Below are 12,019 nucleotides of genomic sequence, written 5' to 3'. Positions count from 1 at the left end.
GCTCCCGCCTCACCACCGCCGACATGGGCAGCCGCGCCAGTTCCACCGTCGCTCGCACGCCGGACGCGGTGCACAGGTGACCCAGGTCTTGTGCAAGTCCATCGGAAACATCCAGCGCAGCGGACGCGAAGCGTGACGCGAGCAGGCCCAGGGCCACGCGCGGAACGGGGCGGCGCTGGCGGCGCACGGGGCCACCCTTCCTCAGTCCAGCCTTCAAGTGGGCCAGGCCCAGCCGCGCGTCACCGAGCGTGCCGGACACATAGAGCCAGTCACCGGGCCGGGCTCCCGAGCGGGTGAGCGGGGGACGGGACAGCTCGCCGGTGGCGGTGATGGTGACGGACAGCTCGCGCGCGGAGGTGAAGTTGCCACCCACCAGGTCCACGCGGTGCTCGCGCGCCAGCGCGGCCATGCCCCGGGCGATTCCAGAGAGGTGGGCGGCAGGGAAGTCGCGAGGCAGCGCGAGCGCGCAGACGAACCAGCGCGGCGTGGCGCCCATGGCGGCCACGTCGGACAGGTTCACCGCCAGGGCCTTGTGGCCGATGTCCGCCGGGGAGAAGCCAGCGCGGGTGAAGTGCACGTCCTCCACCACCGCGTCGGTGGTGACGCACAGCGCGCCGCGCGAGGGCGCGAGCACCGCGCAGTCGTCCCCCGGCCCCACCGGCACGCGGGCCTTGGGGAAGTGGTGGAGGAAGCGGCGGATGAAGTCGAACTCACCAGGCATCGCCCGGCAGGAAAGACCAGCCGCCGCTCCGAGGCAACGCGCGCGTGCTGACAGCTACTGGAACACGCTGACGCCCAGGCCCGGCACCTCGCCACGGTGCAGCCACGTGGCCACGCCCACGCCCGTGGGGCCCACGGAGAGCCACGGCAGGCCGCTCTGCGCGGTCGGCGCCGTGTCGAGCAGCAACGCCCTGCCCCATCCCTGGTTGAGGGTATAGCGGCTGGTCGCGATGCGATGGCCGCCCGCCATCTGGTGGGACCACACGACGAGCGCATGGGTGCGGCTCAGGGACACCACCTGCGGGTCCTGGGCCTGTCCCAGGGTGAGCGGCTGCGCGTCCACGTCCTGGCGCTCGCGGAAGCCATGGGCGAAGTCATAGGGCTGGGCGGACAGCCGGGTGAAGCCGGCCCGGACGCGGGGCCAGACCACCATGGCCCGGCCGCCCCGCTCCCGGCTGGCCTGGGCCATGCCGGAGGTGCCCAGCGCGTCCTCCACCCGCTGGGGCGCGCCCCAACCGGTGCCGGGCACGAAGGGCCGCGCCCACAGCTCCACGTTCACCGGGCCCAGCGAGCTCCACAGCGCGAGCACCGCGCCTCCGGGGCCCGCGAGCGGCTCCGCGTAGAAGGACTCCACGCCGTCCGCACTGGCGCGCTCCGCGGCGCTCCACCCCCCGGCGGGCGTCCACCGGCTGAACCAGGTCATGCCAATGCCTTCCACCTCGTCGAACCGCGTCCACCCCACCGCCACGTGTCCGTCATCGCTGACGGACACCTGGGGCTCCAGGGAGAAACCCGGCGTGGGCGTGTCGATCCGGCGCGCGTCCTCGAACCCCGTCTCGGGCGAGCCCCGCGTCACCCAGACATTCTCGCTGAACGTATCCCCGTCGAACCGGGTCCACGCGGCCGTGACGATGCCCGCCGCGTCGCGAACCACCTCCAGGTCCGTCGCGTCCCCTGGCGGGCGCGTCAGCACGCGCTCCGGCTTGCTCCACCCCTCGCCGCGCGTGTGCAGGGAGAACCACATCTGCTCCGCCCCGGGCCCCTCCTGCTGCAGCCATATCGCGAGCATGCGGCTGTACCCGTCGGCGACCAGCTGCGGCTGTCTGACCCGAAGCACGCCCTCCGGGAAGTCGCGCCACAGCCCCACCGCGGCGCCGGACGTCCAACCCGTCTGGGGCACGTACTCGCTGAACCAGAGCGCCTGGTGGACGCCGTCGTTCTCCGTCCAGACCGACATCGCGTGGCCATCCCCGGCCACCGCCACCTGGGGCGTCGCCGTCTCCAGGCCCGGCGTGCCCAGCAAGCAGGGCGAGGCCCACCAGGCCCTGCCCTCCACGCCCACCTCTCCCGCGTCTTGGGGCCGGGCCAGCGCCGACACCGTCACGCGCGCCAGGTCGCGGCGCGCCGGCCATTCCTGGTGCCGGGGGCGCGCGCGCACCAGCAGCGGCGCCTGACCGGGCTTCGGCTCCTGGCGGGCGGGGCGCTCCGGACAGAAGTTGGGAGGCGGCGGCTGGGGAGGGTTCTCTCCGCACGCCGAAAGTCCCAGTCCCACCACCAGCACGCTCATGACGACCGTGTTTCGCATCCGCGCTCCTGCCATCGCCGGGTTGACCTGTTGTCTCGACAAACGGACGCCCCACCCGCGATGAGCCGCGGGTGGGGCGCCGGGTCCGGGCCTTCTCCTGGGAGCAGGCCCGGAAGCTCTTTCACCGCGAACCGCGGGACTAGCGCTGGCCCGCCACGAACGACGCGGAGTGCTTGTAGTCCTGGTGCCACGAGGCCGGCAGACGCTCCAGCACCTGGCGGGAGTCGGCCACGGGGGCCGTCAGCTCGCCCTGCATCGCGTTGTCGCCCACGCGGAAGCCGTTGGCGAACAGCGTGTTGGCGCCCTTGCCCGCGCGCGCCAGCTCCTCCTTGGTGCCCAGGCTGAAGTTGTAGACCTTGCCCGCGTACTTCTCGCGGGTGACGGACGTCAGCGTGGCCACGCCGTCGCGGGTGCTGACGCGGTCGGCGACCTTCAGCTTGCCCGCGGCCACGGGCTTGCCGTCCGCCATGATGACCGGGTGCTTGTCGGTGAGGCTCACCGCGTGGCCCTTGTCGTCACGCAGGTTCACCATCGGCTCCAGCTCGCCACCTACCTGGATGTCGCGCACGGTCAGCGTCTCGCCCTTGTCGTTGGTCACCATGCGGTCGCCGCGCTTGACCTCCTCCACGTTGACGACGCTGCCGTCGGCCAGCACCACCTTCGTGCCCTCGGCCATGCAGCTGTTCCACACCATGACGCCGTAGCGGTAGCGCGGGTCGCTCATCGAACGCACCGTCACCGTGGCGTAGGTGTTCGTCGGGGTGCCGCAGTTCACCTTGGTGCTCACGGTGATGACGTACTCCACCGCCTGGTTGATGATGGTCTGCCCCCGGCAATCCTCCACGAGGCCCGCGGTGGGCGTCTCGCGCGAGAAGTCCGCCAGAAGCTTGACGTTGGCCGTCTGGCTGTTGATGGAGCTCTGCAGCACGTTCCTCAGGGACGTCTCGGTGATGCAGGTACCTCCGGTGATGGGCTTCACCAGGCGGACCTTCGAGCCCTCCAGGATTTCCTTGATGATGCAGGCGACGCCGGCCTTGCTGCCCCCGTTGAAGGTGAACTGGGTGGGCACGTACACGTGCGTGAAGTCCCAGGGCGGCGTCACGGCGAAGTTGTTGGTGGCATCTCCCACCCAGCTCGCGGTGATGGCGGTGTTGCGCAGCGCGATGCTCGTCGGCGTGCTGCCGCCCGAGGGCGCCAGCGTGTTGCCCACCGCGGCGTAGTCACAGTCGATGCCGCCGCGCATCTGACACAACTCCGTGGCGATCTTCCCGCTCGTGGGGACCGACAGCCGGGGGTGGTCCATGGACAGGTCCGCGCCGCCCGTCGTCGTGCTGGACTTGCCGCGCGCGAAGGTGACGACCTCCTCGCCCGTGTCCTCGTTCATGGCGATCATCATCGAGTCGAGGACGACCTGCCGGTCCATGTTGATGGGGATGGCCGGGCGGACGATGACGTCGTCGAAGCTCTGGCCGGCCGCGTACTCCTCGCCGGACGCCGAGTCGACGACCGAGGTCTGCGTCTCCGCGTTGTTCGAGTTGAACGCGACGATGTCCGTGTACACGTAGCTGGCGCCGTTGACACACGCGGCCCACGGGTTGCTCTCGTAGGTGCGCACCATGCCGGCGTTCGTGCCGCGGGAGATGCTGAGGAAGTGGTCACAGCCCCAGTTGTTCACCAGGGTCGCGCCCAGCTCCTGCTTGCCAGCGGACTTGCGCGCCAGGGCCTTCTCGCGCGCCAACCCCAGCCGGGTGAAGAGCTTGGGCGAGTTGCTGGCCGTCTTCCCGGAGCCACGCAGGCGGTTCATCACGAAGCGGTACTGGCCCGGGTCGGCCAGGTCGATGGCGATACCGTCACCCATCACCGGGGACTTCTCCCCGAGGACGCGATGCATGTACTGCGAATCCTCCACCAGGGTCGCGCCATCCAACCCCCGGTCCGGGGAGCGCAACGGTCCGGCCCAGGCAGACGTCGCGAACGCGACGAGCGGCAGGGCCGCGAAAACAGGCACCGAGAAACGCGAGTACGGCTTCATGTGTAACCCCCTCTGCTGCAGTGGACTGCCTTTGCCAACGACAACCACAACGCGCGAGACGACTTCTCTTGAAACGGGGCCCCTCCTCAGCGACGAGGAGGGAGCCCTTGAAGACTCATGACCAGGCACATCTGCCCTGACCCACTGCTCGATTCACGACCTGGACCCCAGGGGACGCGCGAGCGTCCCGCCGTGGCTAGTTGCAGGCCAGCTCACAGATATCCCGGGCCTGGTCCACGCAGATGGAGTCCCAGCTTCCGGTGCAGCAGAACGGGTCGCCCTCGCACACGGCCGCCGCGCACGGCGAGCAGGTCGTCGGGATGGGATTGCCCGGCCTGCACACGTGGTGGCACGGGCGCGGACGGTTGAGGAACTCCTCGAAGACGGCCTTGCGGTGAGGCAGGAAGACGTCCGTGAGCGCCGGGGAGATGCGGAAGCGGATGCCCTCCGGCCCGTTGGCGTCGGTCAGCTCGCTGACGTGGGTGAAGCCCAGCGAGTTGGGCCAGGTGATGCCGCCACCCAGGGGGTTGCTGTTGCTCAGCTCGTGGCAGCCGGCGCAGGACAGCGCCTTGGCGCGAGCGACGATGTTGACGGGCGTCAGCGTGCTGCCGATGCGGGTCAATTCTGCCTGAATCAGCGAGCGCAGCGCGGACGTGCCGGTGCCGAACTGGCCGGTGTAGTTGTTCTCCCCGCCCTGGGCGTCACTCTGGCCGCCGTTGAACTGGTCCTGCACGTCCATGTTGAACAGGTTGATGTCGTTGCGCGCCAGCGCCTCCACCTGGCTCTCGAAGAAGAAGCGGAAGTCCGTCGCGCGGGCGTGGGTGGAGGCCGGGTTGAACAGCCCACCGAACGGGTTCACCTTGTCCGTGGAGATGATGGCCTTGAGCGAGGTGCAGGTCCCCCCCACGCCGCAGGTCTTCTGCAGCTTGAACTCGCGCAAGAGCCAGTTGCTCTGCATGAACTGGTTGGTGCGAATCTGTCCCGCGATGGTGGCCGGGTCCGCGCCGTAGTTGTCGATGTGGACGACGGGACGGAAGCCCGGCAGGCCCTGGAAGTAGAAGGTGCGCAGCTTCGCCGAGCGCGAGTTGGCGTCCGGGTCATTCGAAAGTCCCGACCAGAACTCCGCCACCGGGAGGCAGCCGTCCAGCCCCTCGTCCAGATGGGGGTTGGGCAGCACGCCCTCGAAGATGATGAAGTTGCGCGACAGGACGTTCGTCTCGCCCGACTTGCGCGCGAAGACGATGCGGTACTCACCGCAGTTGGCGCCGTCCGCGGGGGCCAGGTCGAAGCGGTTGAACAGCCCCACCGCCTTGTACCCGGTGGCGAGGTTGGGGTTGGTGAACGGGTCCTGGGTGGCCTGCGTCCCCTCCTGGGCCCGGCACTGGTACGGGAAGCTGTTGAACAGGGTCTGTCCGCTGACCGTCTGGTCGTTGCAGTGCTGACCCTGGTTGAGGCCCGGGCTGTTGTTCTGCGTGTCCCAGAGCTGGCGGAAGAGCGACAGCGCCGTCACGCCCGAGCCGTTGGCTTGCGCCGCGAGCTGGGTGAACACGTCGCGCATGGGGAAGTTGGCGAGGATGGCCGTCTCCGTCACGATGAGGGAGCGGAACGTGTTCACCGACACGCCGGTCATCTGCGACTTGTCACCCGACTGATGCAGCAGGCCGATACCGGCGCGCTCGGAGTGGAGTGGAGTGGTCCGCGCGGGCTGGGGCGTTTCGGGCGCCTCCAGCAAGTCTTCCTGCGTGCTACAGCCCGCCAGAGCCAGAATCGATGCAAAAGCAAGACACGAGCGCCGCACGCGCTTGTCCATGAACTCCCCCTCTTCGAATTGACACAACTGGTTTCACCACTTCTGTGCAGCGCGCGCCCTTATGAAGGATTCAACAAATAATTACAAGACATAATCGGAATAGCCACAATACCCACATAAGCCAGTTCAAGCGTACACAGATACGTAGTACCCGCGACACACAGCCTTTGACCCTGGGTGCGTCAGGACTGCACTCCCCTCTGGCGTCCCAGGCGTACGCGGGGTGCGTTCTCCCGGTACGCGGCCAGGGCGCGAGACAAAACAATGCAGCGCGTTCAATCCGTACGCACCGGTGCGTCTCAACGGCACGCAAGGGCTGTCAGAACACCTCCATGGGACAGGCGGGAATCATCTGATTCTCCGGGGTGCGCACGACGTCCAGCGCCAGGCACCTGGGCCGACAGGTCCCCCCCATGCAGTAGTCCCCCTGGGAGCAGCACATGCCATTGCAGAGCACGCCCCCACCGGAGCAGCACACCTGGGGGCCGCTGTAGCAGGCCCCGCCGTGGCAGGTGTCCCCGCTCGTGCACGAGTCGCCGTCACTGCACGACGTGCCCGCGGGACGCGCCGCGTAGGAGCACACGCCCGTGGCGGGGTTGCAGGTGCCGGGGCTCGCGTAGCAGGTGCCGGGCGGGCTGTTGCAGCCCACCGTCGTCCCGGTACAAGCCCCGGTCGCCCCACACTTGTCGTTGAGGGTGCAGGCATTGCCGTCATTGCAGGAGGCGCCGGCGGCCAGGGGCTCGTAGACACACGTCGCCCCCGAGCAGACGCCATAGGGGGAGTGGCAGGGCCCGGGTGGGGTGTTGCAGGGGCCGCAGGCGGACTCCACGACGTGGATGTTGAGCATGAAGCGGCCGCACGAGCCGTTCTTGCCATCCACGGTGATGCGCACCTCCTGGTTGCGCGCCAGGTTGAGGACGGCGGAGGACGTGAGCGTGGAGGACGAGGCGTTGTCGTTGCAGCCCAGCGAGGCGCTGCTGTTCCAGTCCGTCACCTGCACCACCGTGTCGTAGTCCGTGGTGTCGGTCGGGTCCGTGACGAAGGTGTAGGCGCCGTCATACGGGGCGATGAAGTGGAAGCTCATGTCCGGGCCGCTGCCGCCGCCGCACGCGGGCGTCACCTCGTTCGCGGCGCCACAGGTGCGGCCCACGGCCACGCCCCGCCCCACGCGCAGCCGCAGGTCCACGTAGGAGGACGTCACAGCGCGGGCTTCCTGGGTGCTCAGGCTCTCCGCCGGAGGCGCCTCGACGCCGCCTCCCACCGGGGACTGGGTACAGGCCATTCCCAGGAGCAGCAGCCAAAGAAAGACACGATTCCAGTGCCAGCACGGATAATCCGCCATGACTGTCGCCCCCTGCGTTGGAGGCTCAACAGCATACGCACTCGCAGTCAGTATTGCTAAAAAACTATGGCCTGACGGTTTTCATCCCTGTCGCCCGGGGGGTATCGCTTTGGCGGCCTGGGAGCGGAGCGCGGTGGCGAGGCCTCCCCACCACATGCCCATCATCGCCAGGAAGGCGGAGACCTCCTGGCCATGGCGCACGGGGTGGTCCGGACGGAGGGCCTCCCAGCCGCGGTGCTCCAGGACGACGCGGGTGCCGCCCCCCTGGGCGGGCTCGAAGCGCACGTCCACCTGGGTGAGCTCGCCGGGAGCGAAGTTCCGGCCGCGCCACTCGAAGCGCAGCCTCGCGCCGGGCTCCCACGTCAGCACGCGGCCAATCTCGAACACGCCGACCGCGTCCTCTTCCACCAGGCGGCCTCCAGCGCCGCCCTCGAAGCGCACCACGCTGTCGGCGGCGTGGGAGCCCCGGAAGCGCGGCCCCCGTCGCCACCAGAGGTCGGTCTCCTCGGTGAAGACGGTGAAGGCGACGTCTGGCTCCACCTCCAGGAAGGTCGTCACGCGGGCGGTCTGCTCCATCATCATGTCGGACCTCGCGGGGCGGCTCAGGGCCGCTTCTTGCCGCGCGTGCGCTCGGCGTGTTCCTTGAACGACTGGAGCTGGTCCCCCCAGAAGGCCTCCACCTCGTCGAGCCACGCGCGCAGCTCCGAGAAGCGCTCGGGCCGCAGCCGGTACAGCTTGACGCGGGCATCGTCCTCCACGGCGTCCTCCTCGACGAGGCCTGTCTTGCGCAGGACTCGCAGGTGCCGGCTCATGGCCGGGGGCGACATGTCGAAGGCGGCGGCCAGCTCACCGGCGCGCCGGGGCTGCTCCCGCAACAGGTCGATGACGCCCCGGCGGGTGGGGTCGGCCAGGGCGGCGAAGGTGTCGTCGAGACGTCGGGCGGCTCCCATGGGCTCAAGGCTCCGAAGCTTCAGCCCTTCACGCGCTGGGAGAACCACCACGCGTGGCCTTCCAGGTCCTCCGCGCCGTAGCCCCGGTCCGTCCAGTAGTCGTCGCCGTAGTTCGTCGTCTCCGGCTCCCGGGTGATTTTCGCGCCCGCGGCCTTCGCCCGCGCGCAGTGCGCGTCCACGTCATCCACGTAGAGCATGAGGTACCCAGCGCTGGTGCCCGCCGCCGCCGTGGGCGTGCGCGCCGGGTACTTCGAGCTGAGCGAGTTCACCATGATGACGCCCTCGCCGAAGACGAGCTCCGAGTGGACGACGATGCCCGGCCCGCCCTCCACCTTCAGCCGCGTCTGGAAGCCGAAGGCCTTCTCCAGCCAGTCGATGGCGGCCGGTGCATCCACATAGAACAGCCCGGGGGTGATGCGCGCGCAGCCCTCTGGAACCTTCTTCATGGCCCGTCTCCCGTGGGAACGAACTTCGTTTCCTTCACGGGCAATATTTAACGCCGTCGTTAACCATTCGCAAGCCAGGAGTGGATGGACCGACGGGGGTGCCCCGCGGCTCGCCGTGGGACGGGACGCGCGGGCACCTGTTCGTGCCCGCGCACTCGAAGCCTGGAGCCTCGCGGCTCGCGGCGGGCCGCTACACGAACATCAGCGGGTCGAACTCATCCACGTTGACGGGCAGCAGGCGGGGCAGCGGGCGCTGGAACACCTTCGCGTTGAGCTCCAGGTCGACAATCTTGAGGCCCGAGGGCACCAGGTCGCGGAAGCGCTGGCTGACATACTCGCGCAGGCCGAGCACGGCCACCTGCCGCTTCTCCTCCAGCATGGGCTTGAGCGCCTCGGCGAAGTCTCCGCCGTCGTGGCTGGCCAGGCCCACCGCCGCCTTGGGCCGCTGGACGCGGATGGACTCCAGGAGCTTGAGGATGCCCAGGTCCACCACCTTCTGGTCCTGCCGTCCGTACAGGAGCGCCACCTCGCAGCCCGCGGACTTCAGCGCGCGGATGAAGCCAATCATCATGTCCGGAAGCTGCTCACCCCGCGCGTTGAGCACGACGATGCAGCGCACGGGCGCCGGGAAGTAGCTCTCGCAGAACGCCACCAGCCGGTCGAACTGGACGCGGTCCTGTGACTCCGGTTTGCGGCCGACAACGTTGGACACGGCCCAGTCGATGTTCTCCGCATCGATGAGCACATAGGAGGCGGCGGGGGGACGTCCGGTGAGCATGGGCGCGGACAATACGCTCGCGCGCCACTTCCTGGGGGGATTGCGTGCGCCGTGCGAGCGCTCCCGGACACGTCTCGCGCGGCGTGACGTCCGGAAGCGACCTGACGCGTCAGAAGCGGTCAGGCCCCGGCGGCATCTCCGGCAGGGGCGCCGATACGGCCAGCAGTCCGTGCTCCGGAATGGGCGGCTGCATGGGCAGCACCACCGTGAAGCGCGAGCCCCGTCCGAACTCGCTCTCCACGAACACCTTGCCGCCGTGGCCTTCCACCAGGCTCTTGACGATGGCCAGGCCCAGCCCCGCGCCGCCGTGCTCGCGCGTGGAGCTGCCGTCCACCTGGTAGAAGCTCTGGAAGATGCGCTCGAACTGGTCCTCGCGGATGCCCACGCCGGTGTCTTCCACGCTGATGCGATAGCCGGAGATGCCGAGCGGCTCCTGCGGGCCCGGCTCGGACATCACCACGGACACGCGGCCGCCGGAGGCGGTGAACTTCAGCGCGTTGACCAGGAGGTTGATGAGCACCTGCCGCAGCTTGTCCCCGTCCCCCGCCAGCCGGGGCCTGGGCAGGGGCGGCAGCCGCACCTCCAGCTCCACGCCCTTTCGCTGCGCCTGCGGCATCACCGTGGACACCGCCGTCTGGATGACGCCCGCCAGGTCCACCGGGCCCATGGACAGCCGCAGCTTGCCGGCCTCAATCTGGCTCAGGTCCAGGATGGAGGAGATGAGGTTGAGCAGCGACTCGCCCTTCTCGACGATGGTGCGCACGTAGAGCAGCTGCTCGGGGTTGAGCATGCCGGCCAGCCCCTCGGCCAGCATCTCCGAGTAGCCGATGATGGAGGCCAGGGGCGTGCGCAGTTCGTGGCTCACCGTGCCCAGGAAGGTGGACTTGAGCCGGTCCAGCTCCTTGAGGCGGGTGTTGACCTGCGCCAGCCGCGAGTTCTGCGCCTCCAGCTCCCGGTGCGTCTCCAGCATCGCCTCGATGTGGAGCTGCGTCGTCAGGTACGTGCGGTGGCCGCTGGCCACCAGCGCGGCGAGCACCTGGCCGAAGTGCGTGAGCACCTGCGCGGCGGTGCGCTCGGGCGCGCGGCGCACCTTGGCCACCAGCTCCTGGGCCCGCGTCAGCTCCAGGCCGGAGATGTCCGTGAGCGTGTCGGGGAAGTCCCCCAGCTCCTCGGGCGTGAAGGGCCCCAGGATGACGCGGCCCAGGAAGTCGCCTTCCCAGCGCACCGGCATCGCCAGGTAGCGCAGGCCGGTGAAGCACGGCAGGGCGATGAGACCCGCCTCCTCCGCGCCGTCGCCTTGCGCCACGCGCGCGCCCTGCATCGGGAGCACCGGGCCGTCCTTCACCCGCGCCACCGTCGCCGTGCAGCGCGAGCGGCCGTCCGGGAAGGAGAAGACGTAGGCGCAGAAGTCGCCGTGGCCCACCTTCACGTCGGCCAGCTTGGTGCCGCGCGCGTCCAGCACCTTGATGCCCACGCGGTACAGCTCGCTGAAGCTCCTCACCACCTCGGAGAAGGAGGGCAAATCCAACATCTCGCCCAGCGACAGGCGGCGCTGGAGCACCGACTCGCGGCGCGAACCGCTCGAGCCCTCCGGTGGCGGGGCGCCCTGATAGCCGCTCATCGCCCGCCCCCCCACTGCTCGTCCCGCCCCACCGCGGTGTAGCGGCCGGCCAGCGTGGTGCCCGACAGGTCCATCCGCCCGAAGACCTGGGAGAGGAACTCCGCCTCGGTCAGCCCCACGTTGCGCGCCAGGTGCGCCCGGGCATCCAGCCGCCGGTAGGCCGCCTGCGCCACGGCGTGGAAGGTCTCCAGCACGCCCTCGCCCTTGAGCGCCACCGCGCCGACGACGGCCTCGCCGCCACGCTTGCGCGCCTCCTCCAGCTCCGCGTCCGTGCGCGCGTCGGGGAGGTCCCTCTTGTTGAACTGGATGACGACGGGCACCTGGTCCACGTCCAGCCCGTTCTCCTTCATGTTGTCCTGCAGGTTGCGCCAGTAGGCGTTGTTCTCCGCCGTCGCGCCGTGCCGGCTGTCCGCGATGAACACCACCGCGTCCGCGCCCTGGAGGACGATACGGCGGGTCGCGTTGTGGATGACCTGGCCGGGCACGGTGAAGAGCTTCACCTTCACCTTGAAGCCGGACGAGGTGGAGAAGAAGACGGGCAGCAGATCGAAGAACAGCGTCCGGTCGTCGTGCGTGTCCACCGTCAGCAACCGGCCCCGCACCTCCGGCGACGCCCGGGCATGGAGCTGGCGCAGATTGGTCGTCTTCCCGCTGAGTCCGGGCCCGTAGTAGACGATCTTGAGCGTCAGCTCTCGCTGGGCGTGGTTGAGTTGCAAGGGTGACTCGGGCGGGCGG

General features: G+C 69.4%; 11 protein-coding genes. All 11 read right to left on the bottom strand.

The window, feature by feature from the left end; translation table 11 throughout:
• On the bottom strand, positions 1 to 721 hold a 721-nt coding region (gene thiL / locus HUW62_RS41305), incomplete at its 3' end, for a thiamine-phosphate kinase (RefSeq protein WP_176437561.1).
• A gap of 54 nt (positions 722 to 775) precedes the next feature.
• Positions 776 to 2,305: a hypothetical protein gene (locus tag HUW62_RS41300; protein ID WP_163864098.1), complete on the bottom strand. Its 1,530-nt coding sequence runs from the start codon at positions 2,303 to 2,305 to the stop codon at positions 776 to 778.
• 139 nt (positions 2,306 to 2,444) lie between these two features.
• Positions 2,445 to 4,337: a Hint domain-containing protein gene (locus HUW62_RS41295; RefSeq protein ID WP_163864099.1), complete on the bottom strand. Its 1,893-nt coding sequence runs from the start codon at positions 4,335 to 4,337 to the stop codon at positions 2,445 to 2,447.
• Between the two features lie 196 nt (positions 4,338 to 4,533).
• Positions 4,534 to 6,147, bottom strand: coding sequence for a hypothetical protein (locus HUW62_RS41290; protein WP_163864100.1), 1,614 nt, complete (start codon positions 6,145 to 6,147; stop codon positions 4,534 to 4,536).
• Positions 6,148 to 6,466: 319 nt separating this feature from the next.
• Entirely contained in the window at positions 6,467 to 7,489 is a 1,023-nt protein-coding gene (locus tag HUW62_RS41285; protein ID WP_163864101.1) for a hypothetical protein, read from the bottom strand.
• A gap of 81 nt (positions 7,490 to 7,570) precedes the next feature.
• Positions 7,571 to 8,071 carry an SRPBCC domain-containing protein gene (locus tag HUW62_RS41280; protein WP_176437560.1) on the bottom strand — a complete coding sequence of 167 codons (501 nt, stop codon included), beginning with the start codon at positions 8,069 to 8,071 and terminating at the stop codon, positions 7,571 to 7,573.
• A gap of 20 nt (positions 8,072 to 8,091) precedes the next feature.
• Positions 8,092 to 8,439 carry a helix-turn-helix transcriptional regulator gene (locus tag HUW62_RS41275; protein WP_163864103.1) on the bottom strand — a complete coding sequence of 116 codons (348 nt, stop codon included), beginning with the start codon at positions 8,437 to 8,439 and terminating at the stop codon, positions 8,092 to 8,094.
• 20 nt (positions 8,440 to 8,459) lie between these two features.
• Complete coding sequence (locus tag HUW62_RS41270) at positions 8,460 to 8,885, bottom strand: VOC family protein (protein WP_176437559.1); 426 nt, start codon at positions 8,883 to 8,885, stop codon at positions 8,460 to 8,462.
• Between the two features lie 190 nt (positions 8,886 to 9,075).
• Positions 9,076 to 9,663, bottom strand: a complete 588-nt coding sequence (locus HUW62_RS41265; protein ID WP_163864105.1) for an NYN domain-containing protein — start codon at positions 9,661 to 9,663, stop codon at positions 9,076 to 9,078.
• Between the two features lie 109 nt (positions 9,664 to 9,772).
• Entirely contained in the window at positions 9,773 to 11,284 is a 1,512-nt protein-coding gene (locus HUW62_RS41260) for an ATP-binding protein (RefSeq protein ID WP_176437558.1), read from the bottom strand.
• Positions 11,281 to 12,000, bottom strand: coding sequence for an ATP/GTP-binding protein (locus tag HUW62_RS41255; RefSeq protein ID WP_163864107.1), 720 nt, complete (start codon positions 11,998 to 12,000; stop codon positions 11,281 to 11,283). Before HUW62_RS41255 ends, HUW62_RS41260 begins: the two co-directional genes overlap by 4 nt.
• Positions 12,001 to 12,019 lie beyond the last annotated feature (19 nt).

This window comes from Myxococcus sp. AM011 (assembly GCF_013372595.1).
GTDB classification, from domain to species: Bacteria; Myxococcota; Myxococcia; order Myxococcales; family Myxococcaceae; genus Myxococcus; species Myxococcus eversor.
This window is presented reverse-complemented; position numbering and strand designations above follow the sequence as displayed.

What these genes read in the sequence shown, in the direction of transcription:
- HUW62_RS41260 (WP_176437558.1), bottom strand. Translation starts at nt 11,284, where the DNA reads ATGAGCGGCTATCAGGGCGCCCCGCCACCGGAGGGCTCGAGCGGTTCG.
- HUW62_RS41265 (WP_163864105.1), bottom strand. Translation starts at nt 9,663, where the DNA reads ATGCTCACCGGACGTCCCCCCGCCGCCTCCTATGTGCTCATCGATGCG.
- HUW62_RS41270 (WP_176437559.1), bottom strand. Translation starts at nt 8,885, where the DNA reads ATGAAGAAGGTTCCAGAGGGCTGCGCGCGCATCACCCCCGGGCTGTTC.
- HUW62_RS41290 (WP_163864100.1), bottom strand. Translation starts at nt 6,147, where the DNA reads ATGGACAAGCGCGTGCGGCGCTCGTGTCTTGCTTTTGCATCGATTCTG.
- HUW62_RS41285 (WP_163864101.1), bottom strand. Translation starts at nt 7,489, where the DNA reads ATGGCGGATTATCCGTGCTGGCACTGGAATCGTGTCTTTCTTTGGCTG.
- HUW62_RS41300 (WP_163864098.1), bottom strand. Translation starts at nt 2,305, where the DNA reads ATGCGAAACACGGTCGTCATGAGCGTGCTGGTGGTGGGACTGGGACTT.
- HUW62_RS41295 (WP_163864099.1), bottom strand. Translation starts at nt 4,337, where the DNA reads ATGAAGCCGTACTCGCGTTTCTCGGTGCCTGTTTTCGCGGCCCTGCCG.
- HUW62_RS41280 (WP_176437560.1), bottom strand. Translation starts at nt 8,071, where the DNA reads ATGATGATGGAGCAGACCGCCCGCGTGACGACCTTCCTGGAGGTGGAG.
- HUW62_RS41275 (WP_163864103.1), bottom strand. Translation starts at nt 8,439, where the DNA reads ATGGGAGCCGCCCGACGTCTCGACGACACCTTCGCCGCCCTGGCCGAC.